Genomic DNA, 17,733 nt, shown 5'->3' with positions numbered 1-17,733 from the left:
TTCTCCGCAATGGGGCATCCGCAAAGCTCCGACAACGACCGGTCGCTTGGTCGTCCGCGCGAGTTTTTCGCCGCCCGAGAAGCCGGATCAAGTCGGACAATACGCAGTATCGACATGGCGCCCAGAGGCTTTCGCAAGACGTTTCGATGGTTTGTTGCCACCGCGATCGGTTCGGTCACGGTGGTGGCGTCGCTTGCGCTCGCCGGTACGCCGGGTGGCGTCTGGCTGACCGCTGGCGGCCCGGCCGAACGCGCTGCGCCCAGCAGCGACCTCGCGCACAAGGCGCCCCAGACGCTGCGCTTCACGCAGGTCGGCGCCAAGGATGGCCTGACGCCGATCAGCGCGGAAGTGCGCGGCGTGCCGCGCGCCGAGCAAGCGGTGCCGATGCGCGGCTCCGGATCGATCCGCGCCGACATTGCGCGCTACAACGAGGAACGCAGCATTCCTCGTCCGCAGAGCCGTCCGGCCGACGACTCCCGCGCACCTTCCAACGCGACTTACCGCAATTAACCTGCGGTCGAGCCCACGCGTCGTCTCCTTCTCCAGAACAAAAAATTAATGCCGCGTCCAGACTTCCCGCGTCTGTGACGTAAGCGCGCCACACTCGCGCACAAGAACCCTCGCAACAATTCCCCTCTTTTTTGCGCACACCGACAATGCGGCCTGCGCGCGCCATCTCATATTCATCGATCGTTCGTTTTACCGCGCGCGGCCCCGTGGCATGGGGCGCAGGCGCGTTGTAAGCATCGCGTATCGATCGTGAATTCGCGTCGCGAAAGAAGTGCGACGAGCCCTTAGTACTGGAAGCGCTATACCCGCAATAACCAAAAAGATTTTTGACCGGAAAAATGATCCGTAAAGATGGTCCCGCTCCAGAGAAGGCCGCAAGCCCAGCGGTACAACCCATCACGCCGGTCTGACGAGGCAAGTCATGAGGCTTGCCCGCCAACGCTTTAACTTTTGACAAACGACAGGAGAGTTCATGAAGCCAACCGTCAACCGTGCGCTTAAGGCAACGGTCAAGGCCACCGTAATCGCCGCCACGTTCGGCATGCTTGCGGCCGGCTCGGCGCAGGCGCAATCGAGTGTTTCGCTTTACGGCCAGGTCGACGAATGGGTGGGCGCCACCAAGTTTCCCGGCAGCGATCGCGCCTGGAACGTGAGCGGCGGCGGCATGTCGACGTCCTACTGGGGCTTGAAGGGCGCCGAAGACCTCGGCAACGGCTACAAGGCGATCTTCACTCTCGAAAGCTTTTTCCGCGCCCAGAACGGCCAGTTCGGCCGCTTCACCGGCGACACGTTCTTTGCGCGTAACGCCTACGTCGGCATCCAGGCGCCGTACGGCACGTTCACCGCCGGCCGCCTGACGACGCAACTCTTCGTCTCGACGATCCTGTTCAACCCGTTCATCGATTCGTACGTCTTCTCGCCGATGGTCTACCACGTGTTCCTCGGTCAGGGCACGTTCCCGACGTACACGACGGACCAGGGCGTGGTCGGTGATTCGGGGTGGAACAACTCGGTGCAGTACACGACGCCCGACTTCAGCGGCTTGTCCGGCAGCGCGATGTACAGCTTCGGCAACCAGGCGGGCGACGGCCGCTCGAAGAAGTACAGCGCGCAGTTCCTGTACTTCCACGGCCCGTTCGCGGCGACCGGCGTCTACCAGTACGTCAACTACAACAACACGCCGGGCGATCTCTCGACGCTCGTCGCGGGTTACAAGAGCCAAAGCGTCGCGCAGGCGGGCGCCTCGTATGACCTGAAGTACGTGAAATTCTTCCTGCAGTACATGTACACGAAGAACGACATCGAAACCGGCAGCTTCCACGTCAACACGGGGCAGGGCGGCGTGACGGTGCCGGTCGGGCCGGGCACGGTGATGGCGTCGTATGCATACTCGCGCAGCAACGGCGGCCTCGACCAGACGCACAAGAGCTGGGCGGTCGGCTACGACTACCCGCTTTCGAAGCGCACCGACGTCTACGCCGCGTACCTGAACGACAAGTACACGAGCATCTCGTCGGGCAACACGTACGGCGTGGGCCTGCGCGCAAAGTTCTAAGCGCAAGGCGGTACGCCAAAACGACAACACCGCGTCCTGGGACGCGGTGTTTGTTATCAAAGGCTGGGTTCAGGCGACGCCGATTCGCGCCTTCGCCTCGTCATACTCCTGCTTCAGCCGCGCAACGAGCTCGCCGACGCTCGGCACGTCGTGCATCAGCCCGACGCCCTGTCCCGCGCCCCAGATGTCCTTCCACGCCTTCGTCTTGCTCGAGCCGTCGCCGAAATTCATCGCGGTCTTGTCCGATTCGGGCAGCGCCTCGGGATCGAGCCCCGCGTTCACGATGCTCTCGCGGATGTAGTTGCCGTGCACGCCGGTGAAGAGGTTCGTGTAGATGATGTCGGCGGCGCTCGCATCGACGATCGCGCTCTTGTAGCTCTCGTGCGCATGCGCCTCGCGCGTCGCGATGAAGCGCGTGCCCATGTACGCGAGGTCCGCGCCCATCGCCTGGGCGGCGAGGATCGAGCCGCCGTTCGCAATCGATCCGGAGAGCACGATCGGGCCGTCGAAAATACGCCGCACTTCGCCGACGAGCGCGAACGGCGAGGTCGTGCCCGCGTGTCCGCCCGCGCCCGCCGCGACGAGGATCAGTCCGTCGACGCCCGCTTCCAGCGCCTTCTGCGCGTGGCGGATGTTGATCACGTCGTGCAGCACGATGCCGCCGTAGCTGTGGACGGCGTCGATCATCTCCTTGACCGGTGCGCGCAGGCTCGTGATGAAGATTGGCACTTCGTGCTCGACGCACACGCGCACGTCCCGTTCGAGCCGCGCATTGGACTGATGGACAATCTGGTTTACCGCGATCGGCCCGATGTTCGCGTCCGGATGAGCCGCCTTGTGCTCGGCTAGCGATGCCTGGATCTGCGTGAGCCATTCGTCGAGCAATTCGGAAGGGCGCGCGTTCAACGCCGGAAACGACCCGACGATGCCCGCCTTGCACTGTGCGAGCACGAGTTCGGGATAGCTGACGATGAACATCGGCGAAGCCACGACCGGCAGCGCGAGATGTTGCAGGACGGCGGGTAATGCCATGACGTGTGTCTCCTGTTTTGGCGTGCGATGCGTGGGTCGGTGAATTCTACGACCGTCGCCCGAAAAAATCGCACGCCAGGATTATTTTGAGAAATCGGGGCGTTGAACGGAACGTCACGCGCCACTATAGAACGATCGTTCGATTATAGGCGATTCGGCGGCGAGGCGATGCTGGGAGGATTCCCGAGGAAGTCTTCGGTTTCGTCGAAAGTCATGCTGGTCAATCGTTACGCGGCGTGTGGCGCGCATACAATGATCCGCACCCGTCACGACGAGAACGCCACCATGCCCTTCGAGGACTATCAGCCGTTTCGTGTCGATGCCGCCGGCCCCGACATTTTCGGGATGAAGGGCGGCAGCGGGCCGCCGTTGCTGTTGATGCATGGCCATCCGCAGACGCATGAAATCTGGCACAAGTGCGCGCCGGTTCTCGCGCAGCATTTCACGGTGATCGCGACCGACTTGCGCGGCTACGGCGCGTCGGGCAAGCCCAAGAGCGACGCCGAGCACAAGCCGTATTCGAAGCGCGCGATGGCCGCCGATCAGGTCGCGGTCATGCGCCACTTCGGCTTCGAACGCTTCCTCGTATGCGCGCACGATCGCGGCGCGCGCGTCGCGCACCGGATGGCGCTGGATTTCCCCGAAGCCGTCGATCGTCTGATGCTGCTCGACATCGCCCCGACGCTCGCGATGTACGAAGCGACCAATCGCGAATTCGCGACGGCGTACTTTCACTGGTTCTTTCTGATCCAGCCGTCGCCGCTGCCGGAACTGCTGGTCGGCGGGAATACGAATGCGTATATCGAGCGCGTGATGGGCAGCCGCCACGCGGGGCTCAAACCGTTCGCGCCGCACGCGTTGCAGGCTTATCGCGATGCGCTTGCGTCGCCGGGGGCGGTGTTCGCGATGTGCGAGGACTACCGCGCGTCGGCATCGATCGATCTCGAACACGATCGCGCGGATCTTGAACGGGGACACAAGATCGCGTGTCCGCTGCGCGTGCTGTGGGGCAAGGAGGGTGTGATCGAACGCTGCTTCGAACCGCTCGACGAATGGCGCCGCGTCGCGCGCGATGTCAGCGGCCGCGCGCTGCCTTGCGGCCACTACATTCCCGAAGAAGAACCTCAGGCGTTACTTGAAGAGGTGCTGTCGTTCTTTGAAGCGAGCGAGCGTTGAGCGGTTATCTGCCGTAAATGTGCGCGTTAAAATTTTGTAGGGAAAGCACCGATGCACGTCATTCTGGCTCGCGTTACGATGCAATCGACGCTGATCACGTCTATAAATTACGCCGCTTGCCGTAGCTGACAAGCGGCTTTCTTTTTGCCCGCTTCTTGTTGTTCAAGCAGCGAGAATCGTCTCGCCATCGATCCGCACGGCGCCGCCGCGCGCCAGTTCTTCCACGCACTGTTTCAGCAACGCAGGCCGTGCTTCGGGCAGAGCGAGCAGCCCCGCGGCGGCGCGCATCACACGCGCGGATGCGGTCAGGTTCAGCAACGCATCGAACGGCATGGCGCGCATTTCCATCAGCTTGAACACGATCAGCACCTTCAGCGCGTTCTTCGCGTTGCGCGCGGGATCAGCGCGCAGATAGTCGAGCCGCGACGATGCGGTGTCGAGCGCGCGCGATACGTCGGTGAACGGCGCGCCGTGGCCCGGCACGACGGCGCGGACATCGAGTGTCGCGATCAGGTCGAGCACCGCGCGCTGCTCGGCGAAACCGCTTTCGCCTTCGAGTTCCGGGAAGATCACGCCGAAGCCGTTTTCCCACAACGCGTCGGCGCTGATGAGGATGCGTTCGTCGGCGCAATAGAGCATCAGCGAATGTGGATCGTGCCCGGGCGCGCCGAGCGCGGACCAGTCGAGGCCGCCGAGTCTCAAGCGCGATCCGGCGTTAAGCGTGCCGCTGAATGCGAAACGATCGCAACGCTGGCCGGTCGCGCGGAAGGTGAGGGCGTCCTCGTCCCAGTCGCGAACTACGTCGGCTTCGGTCGATGGGATCAGCGTCTCGCAAGCGTAGGCGGCTTGCAGCAGCGCGTTGCCGCCGCAGTGGTCCGAGTGCAAATGCGTGTTCACGATCAGGTCGAGCTTGCGTGCGCCGAGTGCCTGCTGCACGAGCGCGAGCGTTTGCGGGGCGTGCGTCGCGTAGCCGGTATCGACGAGCGCGGTGCATTCGTCGTCGATGAAAAGCACGTTGTTCGACGACAGCCAGCCGCGCTCGAACACGCGCATCGATGCGGGAAAGGCGATCATTCGCGCCGCTCCTTGGGCATGACGACGATCGTCGCAGTCGTTTTCATCACCGTCTCGCCGTGCTGATTGCACGCCTCGCCTTCGAGCGTGACGAGGTCGCCTTTGAGGCCCGGCTTCCACTTGGCATCGGTGACGTGCCACGTCATCGTGAGCACGTCGTGCGCTTTCACCGCGCGCGTCAGCTTCACGCCGAATTCGAGGCCGAGCGGCTGCGCGTATTGCGAGAAGTGCGTGGCGAGCATCGCCATCATGTGCGCGGTCGGCTGTGTGCCCGATGCGATCAGTGAACCGAAACGGCTCGCTGCGGCGTAGGTGTCGTCGTGATGCAGGGGGTTCTGGTCGTTCACGAGCGTCGCGAACGATTTGATCGAATCGGGCGGCAAGGAAAGTGTCGCGGAAAAGCGCTCGCCGATCACGACGACACGCGCGCCCTTGCGACGGCTCTGGCTCCTGTGCAGCACCGCCTGCTTCGCCGCGTCATCGAGCGCCGACCACTGCGCGATTTCGTCGATCGTGCGAAAGCAGCCGTCGCAGAAACCGGTCGCCGGGTTCATCCGGCAGACGTCGATACACGGCGACGCGACCGCGTTCATGCAGGCTCGCGCAACGCGACATCGACGACGGGCGCGCCTGTCAGCGCTACGAGATCCTGCGGCGTGAGATTGAACACCGCGTGCGGATGGCCGGCAGCGGCCCACAGGCTGTCGAGCGCGAGCAGGTCTTCGTCGATCAGCGTGACGGGCGGGCTCGCGTGGCCGATCGGGCAGACGCCGCCGATCGCATAACCGGTCTTCTCGCGCACGAACTTCGCGTCCGCGCGCGCCAATGCGCCCACGCGCGCCGCGACCTTCTTTTCGTCGACTCGATTCACGCCGCTTGCGATCACGAGCACCGGCGCGTCGTCGTCGCGGCGGCGAAAGAGGATCGACTTCGCGATCTGCGCCACCGAGCAGCCGAGGCCCGCCGCCGCTTCCGCCGACGTCTTGCCGGTTTCCGGCAGCATCACGACGGGGCTCGCGTGGCCGCGCTCCTGCAACAGCAAGGCGACGCGCCGGGCCGAATCGGGCAACGCGTCGAGGTTCTGCATGTCGTTCATTGTGTCCTTTCCGAATGGTTTAAACGCAGGGCGCCACACCGTCGCGTTTCTTCGCGAGCAGCGCACGGCCCGCACGCGATGCGCTCGGCTTGCCGATCGCGCGCGAGATGAAATCGCCGATTTCGATCAACTGATCGAGGTCGATGCCCGTCTCGATGCCGAGGCCGTTCATCAGGTAGACGACGTCCTCCGTCGCGACGTTTCCGGTCGCGCCCTTCGCATACGGACAGCCGCCGAGCCCCGCGACCGACGCGTGATAAATCTCGATCCCTTCCTGCAACGCCGCATAGATGTTCGCGACGGCTTGCCCGTAGGTATCGTGGAAGTGGCCCGACAGTCGCTCGCGCGGAAACACCTTCGACACCGCCGCGACCACTTCACGCGTGCGCTTCGCCGTGCCGACGCCGATCGTATCGGCGATATCGATTTCGTCGCAGCCGAGCGCCTTCATCCGCTCGACGACATCGACCACCGATGCCACCGGCACCTCGCCCTGATACGGGCAGCCGAGCGAGCACGAGATGCTGCCGCGCAGCCGCACGCCCGCTTCCTTCGCGGCTTTCGCGACCGGCTCGAAGCGCGCGATGCTCTCCGCGATGCTGCAGTTGATGTTCTTCTGCGAAAACGCCTCGCTCGCCGCACCGAAGATCACGACTTCGTCGGCTTTTGCTTCGAGCGCGCCTTCGAAGCCGCGCATGTTCGGCGTGAGCACGGAGTAGATCGTGCCGGGGCGGCGCGCTATGCCGGCCATGACGGCGGCGCCGTCGGCCATCTGCGGCACCCACTTTGGAGACACGAACGACGCCGACTCGACGTTCTGCAAGCCGGCTTGCGACAGCCGGTTCACGAGTTCGATCTTGGTCTCGGTCGCGACGAATTCCTTCTCGTTCTGCAAGCCGTCGCGCGGCCCGACTTCGACAATTTTTACTTTGGTGGGGGCCATGCTTTGTCTCCTATTTGCAGCTCTTGTTGCGACTAATACCCGCGCTTCAAATCGACGATACCGCCGATCGGCTCGCCGCGCTCCATCGCTTTCACTTTCTGCGCGATCTGCACGATGCTTTCCTCACGCAGCGTCTCGGCTGAGATATGCGGCGTGATCGTCACGCGCGGCGTCCGCCAGAACGGATGATCGGCGGGAAGTGGCTCCGTGTGGAAAACATCGAGCGTCGCCGCCGCGATCTGGCCGCTTTCCAACGCGTGCAGCAAGTCCTCATCGACGAGATGCGCGCCGCGCGCGAGATTCACCAGATACGCACCGTGCGCAAGATTCGCAAACGTCCGGCGATTCAGCACGCCTTCGGTGTCGGGCGTGTGGGGCAGCAGGTTGATCAGCACCTTCACGCCATCGAGGAACGCGTCGAATTGCGCATCGCCCGCGTAGGTCGCCACGCCGTCGACTTGCTTCTCGCTGCGGCTGTATCCGCGCACCGGCACGCCGAGCGCCGTCAGCGAACGCGCGACTTCCGTGCCCAGCACGCCGAGCCCGAGCACGCCTACCGTGAAACTCGCGCGCGGATGCGTCTTGAGCTTTTCCCAGCCTCCTTCGCGCTGCAGCGTGTCGTATTCGTCGAATCGGCGCATGTAGCGCAGCACCGCGTGCGTCGCGTATTCGACCATCTGCTGCGCCATGCCGGTGTCTTCGAGCCGCACGAGCTTCGCGTTCGGCGGCAGCGTGCCGGGCTCCTTGCGCTCGACGTCGAGAATCGCATCGACGCCCGCGCCCAGGTTGAACACCGCTTTCAGGTCCGGCCGGTTCGCGAACAGTTCGCGCGGCGCGCGCCAGACGATCGCGTAATCGGCGGGCGCGGTGTCGCCGGGTTGCCACTCGCGCAAATCGGCCTCAGGCAATTCGCGCGCAAGATCGTGCATCCAGAGTGCGGCATCGGCGTGCTGTTCGTAGAAGAGGATCTTCATGTCACTTCGCAAAGAGGCTGCCGATGTCCGCGAACGCCTTGAATTCGAGCGCGTTGCCGCAGGGATCGAGGAAGAACATCGTCGCCTGCTCGCCGACTTCGCCTTTGAAGCGGATATGCGGCTCGATGATGAACTGCGTGCCGACGCCTTGCAGACGTTCCGAAAGCGTATGCCAGTCGTCCATCGACAGTACGACGCCGAAGTGGCGCACCGGAACGTCGTCGCCATCGACGGCGTTCTTCGCGGGCGGCCGCACTTCACCGGGCGCGAGATGCGCGACGAGTTGATGGCCGAAGAAATCGAAATCGACCCACTCGGGCGAGCTGCGTCCTTCCGGGCAGCCGAGCAGATCGCCGTAGAACGCGCGGGCGTTCGCGAGGCTCGTCACGGGGAAAGCGAGGTGGAACGGCTGCAGCGTTCGGAGGGTTCTCGAACGGTCCGCAGCGGCGGGTTGATCGGTGGACACACCAGGCAAATCTGACATACGGCCTCCGAGTTGGGTTTGACTTCATTTTACGGTCTTGCCCGTGCGTGCGCTCCACGCGCGAACCGCATCGCCATAAACAAATGACGAAATATTGGTTCGTCCGCGTGCGGGCGCACCGGAGAATGCTTCATGAGAGGAGCCGGCCAATGCCGGCAGCGAGGTCGATATGAACAGATGCAGGTCAGGCTGGCCGCCGCGGCTCGTGACCGTGCCCGGCTTGCACGGCAGCGAGGGCGCGCACTGGCAGACGTGGCTGGAGCGGCAGTATCGGCGGTCGGCGCGCGTCGAGCAGGCAGACTGGGACGCGCCGCATCTCGATACCTGGGCGAACGCCGTGCGCGAGCGGCTTTTGAAGGAGCGCGGGCCGGTTGTGATCGCGGCGCACAGCTTCGGCTGTCTCGCGACGGCGTATGCGCTCGCGCGCGGCGGCATCGGTGCGGACGTGGCGGGTGTGCTGTTCGTCGCGCCGGCGAGCCCGGAGAAGTTCCGCTTCGCCGGCGCGTTCGATGCGGGGCGGCTGGGCGTGCCGTCGATTCTCGTCGGCAGCGAAACCGATCCGTGGATGCCGTTCGATCATGCGCGCGAACTCGCCGCACGCTTTGGCAGCGCGTTTGTGAATCTCGGCGATGCGGGGCATATCAATACCGCGGCGGGCTTCGGTCCGTGGCCGCGCGCGAAGTATTTCGTCGATACACTGATTCATCTCGCGGCGCCGCTGCGGTTTGGGGACGCCGAGGATTACCGCGCGAAATTGCCTGAGTTGTATGCGTATGGTTAGATTCAAACGCGTTTCGATAGAATCCAGCCAGACGGCCGCTTTCACGCGGCCTTTTTTGCGTTCGATAAAGGGAGACAAAATGCAGTTAATCAAAACCGCGCTCGTGGCCGCGCTGAGCCTCGCCGCCGCATGCGCCCACGCGGACACGTCGCTGCTCAACGTTTCGTACGACGTCACGCGCGAACTCTACAAGGACATCAACACCGCCTTCGTCGCGGACTACAAGAAAAAGTCGGGTGAAACGATATCGGTCCGCCAGTCGCATGGCGCGTCGAGCGCGCAGGCGCTGTCGGTAATGCAGGGCCTGCAGGCCGACGTCGTCACGATGAACCAGCCGAACGACATCGACCTGCTCGCCGAAAACGGCCAGCTCGTGCCCGCGAACTGGCGCACGCGTCTGCCGGACAACAGCGCGCCCTACACGACGACGATGGTGTTCCTCGTGCGCCAGGGCAACCCGAAGAACATCAAGGACTGGAGCGATCTCGCGCGGCCCGGCGTGCAGGTCGTGATCGCGAATCCGAAGACGTCGGGCAACGGGCGCTATTCCTATCTCGCCGCGTGGGGCTACAAGAAGCAGCAGGGCGCAACCGATGCCCAGGCGCAGGACTTCGAGAAAGCGATCTTCAAGAACGTGCCGGTGCTAGACACGGGCGGGCGCGGCGCGACTACGACCTTCACGCAGCGCGGCATCGGCGACGTGCTGGTGACGTTCGAGAACGAAGTCGCGCTGATCGATACCGGCGTGGGCGCGAAGGATTTCGACGCCGTGTATCCGTCGATGAGCCTGCTCGCGGAGCCGCCAGTGACGATCGTCGACAAGGTGGTGGACAAGCGCGGCACGCGCAAGGTTGCGCAGGCTTACCTAGAGTATCTGTACACGCCGGCGGGGCAGGAGATCATCGCGCAGCATCATCTGCGTCCGCGTAACGCGGAGGTGCTGGCCAAGCACGCGAGCGAGTTCAAGCCGCTGAAGACGTTCACCGTCGAGCAGATTTTCGGTAGCTGGCAGAACGCGCAGAAAACGCACTTCTCCGATGGCGGGACGTTCGATCAGGTCGTCGTCGACAAGAAGTGATCGACGGCCTTAAACGCGAAAAAGCCCGCAAATGCGGGCTTTTTCGCGGAGCAAGGCGCCTCAATTAATCTGCGCGTGCCCACACTTCGTATCGCACGCGTGCGGCTCCTCCTCCTTCTGCGACGCCTCCGCACGAATCCCGAGCCGTTCGAGCAGCTTGCGATCGGCCTCCGCTTGCGGATTGCTCGTGGTGAGCAACTGGTCGCCGTAAAAAATCGAATTCGCGCCGGCCGCGAAGCACAGCGCCTGCAGCGCCTCGTCCATCTGCTCGCGTCCCGCTGAGAGACGCACCATCGCGCCCGGCATCGTGATGCGCGCGACTGCGATCGTCCGCACGAATTCGAACGGATCGAGCGGCGCCGTGCCGGTGAGCGGCGTGCCTTCGACCTGCACGAGATTGTTGATCGGCACCGATTCCGGGTACGGGTCCATGTTCGCGAGCTGCGTAATGAGACCCGCCCGCTCGCGCCGCGACTCACCCATCCCGACTATCCCGCCGCAGCACACGTTGATGCCGACATCGCGCACGCGTTCGAGCGTGTCTAGGCGGTCCTGATACGTGCGCGTCGAGATGATCTGGCCGTAGAACTCCGGCGACGTATCGAGATTGTGGTTGTAGTAGTCGAGGCCCGCTTCGCGCAGGCCTTCCGCCTGATGCGCCTCAAGCATGCCGAGCGTCACGCACGTTTCCAGCCCCAAAGCCTTCACGCCGCGAATCATGTCCTTGATCGGTTCGAGATGACGATCCTTCGGATTGCGCCACGCCGCGCCCATGCAAAAACGGGTCGCGCCGTTCGACTTCGCAATCTCCGCGGCCTTCAGCACGGCATCGACTTCCATCAGCTTGTCGGCCTTCAGCCCGGTATCGTGATGCACCGATTGCGGACAGTACGCGCAATCCTCTTCGCAACCGCCCGTCTTGATCGACAGCAGCGTCGAAAGCTGCACCGTGTTCGGATCGAAATGCTCGCGATGCACGGTCTGCGCGCGATACAGCAAGTCGTTGAACGGCAGATCGTAGAGCGCGACGACATCCGCGACGCGCCAGCGCGCTTGCGTCGGTGTTTGTCCTTGCGTCGATTGCGCCTGGGCGATGTGTGCTTGTGTCATGAGATCAATCCTTGTGCTTGGAGCGTGAATCACTGACCTGCGTTGTCCGCGCGAAGCGACTGCAATAGCAGGGTCGAATCGATATGGCTTGCCGCCTCCCGGGCATCGGGCGGCGCGAGATGAGGAACGGTGCCGATCAGCGGCGCGTTGTACTGGATGTCGAGCCGAAGCCGGATCGCTTCGATGTTCTCGGCAGGGTAGAGCATATTCGGATCGACGTGGTTCGCGACCCAGCCCGCGAGCCGCAGGCCGCGCGACGCGATCGCCTCGGCGCTCAGCAACGCATGGCTGATGCACCCGAGCCGCATGCCGACCACCAGCACTACCGGCAGATCGAGCGCGAACGCGAGATCGGCGGTGTCGTGCACGTCGGTGAGCGGCACGCGAAAACCGCCGACGCCTTCCACCACGACCACGTCGGCTTGAGCCATCGCGAGCTTGTGTGCATCGACGATGCGCGAGATATCGAGCGCCACGTTCTCGCGCGCGGCAGCAATGTGCGGCGCGACCGGTTCTTTCAGCAGGTACGGCGTGCGAACGTCGGGCGGGAGCGCGACGTTTGCGGCGGCATCGAGCTGATCGGCGTCTTCGTTGTGCCAGACGCCGTCGCGCTCGAACGCGCCGGCCGCGATCGGCTTCATCGCGGCGGCGCGCAGGCCTTGCTGCGCGAAGCCGTGCAGCAGCGCCGCCGATACGAGCGTCTTGCCGATCTCGGTATCGGTGCCGGCAACGAAAAAGGAGACGGGCGCGTTCATGATTGCTCGCTCAAGGTCGATAGCGCGTCGTTCAAACGCGCAAGGTCGTCGTCGCTATGTCCGGCCGACAGCGAGATCCGCAGACGCGACGTGCCAGCGGGCACGGTCGGCGGCCGAATCGCGGGAACCCACAGGCCCTTTGCATCGAGCGCGGCGGCGAGCGCGAGCGTCTCGTCGTTGCCGCCGATCACGAGCGGCTGCACGGCCGTGTGCGAATCGACGGGAAGCCAGCGCGTGCGCTTCAACATCGCGCGCGTCGTCTCGATTAGCGCGGCGAGATGCTGGCGGCGCGCGTCGCCTTCGTCGCTGCCGATGATCGCGATGCTCGCCGACACCGCATGCGCCACCGCAGGCGGCGACGCCGTCGTGAAGATGTACGGCCGCGCGCGCTGCACGAGCCATTCGATGACCGTCTCATGCGCGACGACGAACGCGCCCGCGACGCCCGCCGCCTTGCCGAGCGTGCCGACATAGACGAGATGCGGCGAGCGCAGCGCGGCCGCTGCAAGCGCGCCGCGTCCAAGCGGGCCGAGAACGCCGAATCCATGCGCATCGTCGACGACGAGCCACGCGCCGTAGCGCTCGGCGAGTTCAACGAGGCGCGTGAGCGGCGCGATATCGCCGTCCATGCTGAAGACGCTATCGGTGACGATCACCTTCGTGGCCGCGTCGCCCGACGATGCATCGAGCATCGCGTCGAGCGCTTCCACGTCCGCGTGCGGATAGATATGCACGTCGGCGCGCGAGAGCCGCACGCCATCTATCAGCGACGCGTGGTTCAGCGCATCGGAGAAGACGAGCGTGCCGCGCCCCGCGAGCGTCGAGAGCACCGCAAGGTTCGCCATGTAGCCGGTGCTGAAATAGAGCGCGCGCGGATTGTCGACGAAGCCGCCGCTGAATTCGGCGAGGTCGTCTTCGAGTTGCGCGTGGGCGCGCGAGTGGCCGCCGAGCAGATGCGAGCCGCCGCTGCCCGCGCCGTAAAGCGTCGCGCCTTCAGTGAGCGCCGCGCGCAGCTTGTCATGCGCGGCGAGCCCGAGATAGTCGTTGCTCGCGAAGCCGATGATCGCGCGGCCGTCCACCGTCATGTGCGCGGCGCACGCGCTGTCGGCGATGCGACGTCGGCGGCGCAGGCCGCGCGCGTCGATATCGGCGAGGCCCTGTTTCAGTGTGTCGAAGAGTGCGTCTGATGTGTTGCTCATGCGGCCTCCGCGAGCGTCGCTTCGAAGGTCGCGCGGGTGCGATCGGCAAGCAGCGCGAGCTCGTCATCGTCGAGAATGTAGGGCGGCATGAGATACACGGTCGTACCGATCGGGCGCAACAAAAGCTCTTCTTTCAGGGCGTTTTCGAAGAAACGCCGTGAGAACGTGCGGGCTCGAGAAGCGTCTTTGATGACCGCATCGAACGCGAAGATCGTCCCGCGCTCGCGCAGATTGCGAACGTTCGGATGATCGGCCAGCGGCTTCAACCCAGCACTCAATATCGACGACTTGCGGCGGTTTTCGTTGAACACGTCGGCGGTTTCGAAGAGATCGAGTGTTGCGAGCGCCGCCCGGCACGCGAGCGGATTGCCCGTGTACGAATGCGAGTGGAGGAAGCCGCGTGTCATGTCGTCGTCGTAGAAGGCGGCGTAGATTTCATCGCGCGTGAGCACGATCGAGAGCGGCAGATAACCGCCGCTGATCCCCTTCGACAAACACACGAAGTCCGGCCAGATCGATGCCTGCTCGCACGCGAAGAAAGTGCCCGACCGTCCGCAGCCGACGGCGATTTCATCGGCGATCAGATGCACGCCGAATTCGTCGCAAAGCACGCGCAGTGCCGTCAGATACGAGGGATCGTACATCGCCATGCCGGCGGCACACTGCACGAGCGGCTCGACGATCACCGCCGCCAGATGCTGCGCGCGCGCTTCGAAGAGCTTGCGCATGTCGGCGAGTGCGATGCGCACCGCATCCGCGCCCTTGCGCGCATCGGGCGACGTGACTACATGCGCGTGCCGAATCAGCGGATCGTAAGCGTCCTTGAAGAGCGCGACGTCGGTGACGCCGAGCGCGCCGATCGTCTCGCCGTGATAGCTGTTCGCGAGACACACGAACTCGCTCTTCTGCGTTTGTCCTTTGTTGCGCCAGTAGTGAAAGCTCATCTTCAGCGCGATCTCGACCGCTGATGCGCCATCGGACGCGAAGAACGCATGGCCGAGCGTGTGCTGCGTCAGCGCGGAAAGCCGCTCGGCGAGCAGCACCGCAGGCTCGTGCGTGCAGCCCGCGAGCATCGCGTGTTCGAGCGTATCGAGCTGATCCTTGAGCGCCGCGTTGATGTGCGGGTTCGCGTGGCCGAACAGATTGACCCACCACGAACTGATGCCATCGAGATAGCGGCGGCCGTCGTGGCCGTAGAGCCACGCGCCTTTACCGCGCGCGACCGGAATGAGCGGCAGGCGCTCGTGATGCTTCATCTGGGTGCACGGATGCCACACGGCAGCGAGCGAACGCGCGACCCAGTCTTCATTAGCTTCTGTGTTCAAAGCGACTCCACGACATGCGCGACTCGCGCATGTCTCTTGCTGTCACGCGAGCCAGGAAGGCTTGCGCTTCTCCAGAAAACTGCGCACGCCTTCGCGCCCTTCATCGGAAGAACGGATGCGTGCGATGCGATCGGCCGTATCGGCGATCAGGGTGTCGTCGATCGTCTTGCCCGCCATGTCGGCCACCAGTTGCTTGCACTCGCGCACGGCGTTCGGACTGTTCGCGACGATCGATGCGGCCACGGCGTCGACGCTCGCATCGAGCTGATCCGAGGCGACCACCTGATGCACGAAGCCGATGCGCAACGCTTCGGCGGCATCGAAACGTTCGGCGGTCACGAAATAGCGGTGCGCGGCGCGCGCGCCCATCGCGCGAATTACATAGGGCGCGATCGTCGCGGGCATCAGGCCGAGCTTCGCTTCGGACAGGCAGTAGTTCGCCGTATCCGCGCTGATGGCGATGTCGCACGCGGCGACGAGCCCCATGCCGCCCGCGTATGCGTCGCCCTGCACGCGCGCGATCACCGGCTTGCTGCACGTGTGGATCGTGTTGAGCATCGTCGCGAGGCTGAGCGCGTCAGAGCGGTTCTCGGTGTCCGAGTAACCCGCCATGCGCTTCATCCAGTTCAGGTCCGCGCCCGCGCAGAACGCCGGGCCGTTCGCCGCGAGGATCACCGCGCGCACGCTCGCGTCGTCGTCGAGCGCGCGGAAGGCGGCGGTGAGCTCGACGATCGTCGCGTCGTCGAAGGCGTTGCGCACGTCGGGGCGATCGAGCGTCACGCGGGCGATGTGCCCGACAACGGTGAACTTGAGGCGCTGCAGGTTCAGTGCATCGGTCATGGGAAGTCTTTGCAAGGTGGACGACGAGAAACCGATTATCTCCAAATTCGCGACGTAATTCGATTCCGGCACGGATTGCAGCGGTTTGCGCCGATCGCGGTGAGTGCCGCCAATCTCGATAACACGCGTAACTTCGCTCAACGAGAGCGCTTGTTTTGGCTTTTTGCGGGAGGCGATGCGAAAGCGCCGGCTCGGGGCCGGCGCTGGAAATCGGATGCGGGAGACGCGTTCAGCGCGAGGCCGTCTGCGTGTCGGCGCTGGAATCGCGCCAGACGACGGCATCATCGACCGCGTAGAGCCGGCACGGATCGCTGCTCTGCTTCTGGCAGCTCGCGATGGCAACCGACATCGGGTCGTCGCCGCCTTCGGCCCACGACCATGCGCCCGAATCCGACACCGCGAACGCGCGGCTCGAATACTGGTGCAGGAAGTTGCGGTAGCCGACGCGTCCGCCTTCGTCGAGGAACGGGACGGCGGTCACGGCGTCGAGGCTCGCGTAGCCGCTCGCTTTCGGTGCGCGCGGCTCGGAGACCTGATACAGCACCGAGGTCGGCATGCCGATCTGCGCAAGGAAGGCCTTGACGCGCGGCCACCAGACCTGCACGCCGTCGCGATCGCCGACGAGACGGTGCGCGTCGTTCTTGTACGCGCCGAAGTCGAACATCTGCGCCTTCGCGCCGTGTTCGGTGAACGCGGTGTACATCTGGCCGGCGAGCTCGCCTTGCCAGACGGAATCGTTCGCGCCGTAGAGCCAGAGCGATGGCAAGCGCACTTTCTCGCCGTACGAGCCAAACGCGGCGGTGAGGTTTTTCTGCCAGCCGGCGCATTCGTCCTGACGCAGGCCGCCGGAGAAGTTGATCAGGCCCCGCACACCGGGTGCGGAGACGGCGTCGCGCGCCCCGTAGGCGATGGCGGTCATCCCGCCGTGCGACGTGCCGCCGACGACGATATGCGTCTTGTCCACGTACGGCTGCTCGCTCATGTACGCGACGGCGGCCGCGACATCGTGCGCCTGCTCGTAGCCGTTCGCTTCGACATCACAGCCGTGGCCGGCGTACTCGCCGCCGGATTCGGCGAAACCGCGGCGATTCGGCACCACGACGACATAACCGTGCCGCACGAATTCGCGTGCGAGCGCGAGCGGACGATTGCGCGGCTGGTTGTGCGCGTCGCCGGGGAGCTTGCCGTGATTGAACACGATCATCGGGAAGGGACCGGCGCCGTCCGGCTTGAACACGGTCGTCTGGAGCGTGACGTCGCCTTCCGGGATGCGGATGACGGTTTCGTTCAGACCATTGTCGACGGCGGGGAGGGCGGTATCGGTAGCATTGGGAATCTGGCCGAAGGCGGGTGCCTGGAGTCCTTCGGATTGGCGTGTGCCCCCGATCGGTTCGGCGTGCGCGAGGGACTGCAGCGTCCCGGCGGCGCACAACAAGCTCCATCCGACCAATAAGGCTCTGATTCCCATCCCTTCACTCCAGCCGCTAAAACGACGTTGATACGGTGTGGCCCAGATTGAGAAGACAAGCCGAAGTCACAAACCGATCTCCCTGCTTACCTTGAAAGCAGTATGACGGCGGGTTTCCGGGAGTCATGTCTTGAACAGACAGGACAATTGGCTTCAATACGGGCGTCTAAGCGCAGATGCGAGCGCTTTGGCGTAGTCAAAGAGTAACCGGACAAAAACAGTGTGAACAATCAGCATTACCCCTGTAACTACTCGCTTAATCAGACGAAAGGGAATTAATACTGAATTATTGTAGGAAACGCTTAACAGGTTGAACCAGATTTCTTACCGAAT

At 64.2% G+C, this 17,733-nt stretch carries 18 protein-coding genes; 5 read left to right on the top strand and 13 right to left on the bottom strand.

All coding sequences use genetic code 11. From position 1 onward, the window contains the following. Positions 1–114: 114 nt before the first annotated feature. A complete protein-coding gene (locus AWB67_RS23915; protein WP_087658698.1) occupies positions 115–510 on the top strand; it encodes a hypothetical protein in 396 nt (131 codons plus the stop codon). 472 nt (positions 511–982) lie between these two features. Then, positions 983–2,065: a porin gene (locus tag AWB67_RS23910; protein ID WP_087658697.1), complete on the top strand. Its 1,083-nt coding sequence runs from the start codon at positions 983–985 to the stop codon at positions 2,063–2,065. 69 nt (positions 2,066–2,134) lie between these two features. On the opposite strand, the gene AWB67_RS23905 is transcribed toward AWB67_RS23910, so the two are convergent. Then, complete coding sequence (locus AWB67_RS23905) at positions 2,135–3,097, bottom strand: NAD(P)H-dependent flavin oxidoreductase (RefSeq protein WP_087658696.1); 963 nt, start codon at positions 3,095–3,097, stop codon at positions 2,135–2,137. 285 nt (positions 3,098–3,382) lie between these two features. On the opposite strand from AWB67_RS23905, the gene AWB67_RS23900 reads away from it, so the two are divergent. Next, positions 3,383–4,273, top strand: a complete 891-nt coding sequence (locus AWB67_RS23900) for an alpha/beta fold hydrolase (protein WP_087658713.1) — start codon at positions 3,383–3,385, stop codon at positions 4,271–4,273. 162 nt (positions 4,274–4,435) lie between these two features. Here the strand turns inward: AWB67_RS23900 and AWB67_RS23895 are convergent, their stop codons facing one another. From AWB67_RS23895 to AWB67_RS23870, 6 genes are read right to left on the bottom strand one after another with little or no spacing between them, the layout of a single operon-like run. Continuing rightward, positions 4,436–5,347, bottom strand: a complete 912-nt coding sequence (locus AWB67_RS23895) for an MBL fold metallo-hydrolase (protein WP_087658695.1) — start codon at positions 5,345–5,347, stop codon at positions 4,436–4,438. Then, positions 5,344–5,901, bottom strand: a complete 558-nt coding sequence (locus AWB67_RS23890; protein ID WP_235025282.1) for a DUF1289 domain-containing protein — start codon at positions 5,899–5,901, stop codon at positions 5,344–5,346. Before AWB67_RS23890 ends, AWB67_RS23895 begins: the two co-directional genes overlap by 4 nt. Positions 5,902–5,936: 35 nt before the next feature. Next, positions 5,937–6,443 carry a YbaK/EbsC family protein gene (locus AWB67_RS23885; protein ID WP_087658693.1) on the bottom strand — a complete coding sequence of 169 codons (507 nt, stop codon included), beginning with the start codon at positions 6,441–6,443 and terminating at the stop codon, positions 5,937–5,939. Between the two features lie 19 nt (positions 6,444–6,462). Next, complete coding sequence (locus AWB67_RS23880) at positions 6,463–7,386, bottom strand: hydroxymethylglutaryl-CoA lyase (RefSeq protein ID WP_087658692.1); 924 nt, start codon at positions 7,384–7,386, stop codon at positions 6,463–6,465. A 32-nt stretch (positions 7,387–7,418) separates the two neighbouring features. Then, positions 7,419–8,360 (bottom strand): 2-hydroxyacid dehydrogenase, encoded by a 942-nt coding sequence (locus AWB67_RS23875; protein ID WP_087658691.1) that lies wholly within the window; start codon positions 8,358–8,360, stop codon positions 7,419–7,421. 1 nt (position 8,361) lies between these two features. Next, entirely contained in the window at positions 8,362–8,844 is a 483-nt protein-coding gene (locus AWB67_RS23870; protein WP_200822294.1) for a VOC family protein, read from the bottom strand. Positions 8,845–9,013: 169 nt separating this feature from the next. Here AWB67_RS23870 and AWB67_RS23865 point away from each other — a divergent pair, with 169 nt between their 5' ends. Together AWB67_RS23865 and AWB67_RS23860 are read left to right on the top strand one after the other, a co-directional pair. After that, entirely contained in the window at positions 9,014–9,625 is a 612-nt protein-coding gene (locus AWB67_RS23865; protein WP_087658690.1) for an RBBP9/YdeN family alpha/beta hydrolase, read from the top strand. A 55-nt stretch (positions 9,626–9,680) separates the two neighbouring features. Further along, complete coding sequence (locus tag AWB67_RS23860) at positions 9,681–10,703, top strand: sulfate ABC transporter substrate-binding protein (protein WP_374729847.1); 1,023 nt, start codon at positions 9,681–9,683, stop codon at positions 10,701–10,703. Between the two features lie 60 nt (positions 10,704–10,763). Here the strand turns inward: AWB67_RS23860 and bioB are convergent, their stop codons facing one another. The 6 genes from bioB to AWB67_RS23830 all read right to left on the bottom strand — a co-directional run bounded on the left by bioB (position 10,764) and on the right by AWB67_RS23830 (position 17,400). Further along, the gene (gene bioB / locus AWB67_RS23855) at positions 10,764–11,813 is read right to left on the bottom strand and encodes a biotin synthase BioB (protein ID WP_087658688.1); all 1,050 of its coding nucleotides are present in this window, start codon (positions 11,811–11,813) and stop codon (positions 10,764–10,766) included. 29 nt (positions 11,814–11,842) lie between these two features. After that, positions 11,843–12,568, bottom strand: a complete 726-nt coding sequence (gene bioD, locus AWB67_RS23850; protein WP_087658687.1) for a dethiobiotin synthase — start codon at positions 12,566–12,568, stop codon at positions 11,843–11,845. Next, on the bottom strand, positions 12,565–13,767 hold the full coding sequence (gene bioF / locus AWB67_RS23845) for an 8-amino-7-oxononanoate synthase (protein ID WP_087658686.1): 1,203 nt from the start codon (positions 13,765–13,767) through the stop codon (positions 12,565–12,567). The genes bioD and bioF overlap by 4 nt, the downstream gene beginning before the upstream one ends. Beyond that, entirely contained in the window at positions 13,764–15,092 is a 1,329-nt protein-coding gene (gene bioA, locus AWB67_RS23840) for an adenosylmethionine--8-amino-7-oxononanoate transaminase (RefSeq protein WP_087658685.1), read from the bottom strand. The genes bioF and bioA overlap by 4 nt, the downstream gene beginning before the upstream one ends. Positions 15,093–15,134: 42 nt before the next feature. Continuing rightward, positions 15,135–15,932, bottom strand: a complete 798-nt coding sequence (locus AWB67_RS23835; protein ID WP_087658711.1) for an enoyl-CoA hydratase/isomerase family protein — start codon at positions 15,930–15,932, stop codon at positions 15,135–15,137. 229 nt (positions 15,933–16,161) lie between these two features. Next, positions 16,162–17,400 (bottom strand): dienelactone hydrolase family protein, encoded by a 1,239-nt coding sequence (locus tag AWB67_RS23830; protein WP_087658684.1) that lies wholly within the window; start codon positions 17,398–17,400, stop codon positions 16,162–16,164. Positions 17,401–17,733: the final 333 nt, after the last annotated feature.

Origin of the sequence: Caballeronia terrestris (assembly GCF_001544515.1) — a bacterium.
Lineage (GTDB): Bacteria > Pseudomonadota > Gammaproteobacteria > Burkholderiales > Burkholderiaceae > Caballeronia > Caballeronia terrestris.
This window is presented reverse-complemented; position numbering and strand designations above follow the sequence as displayed.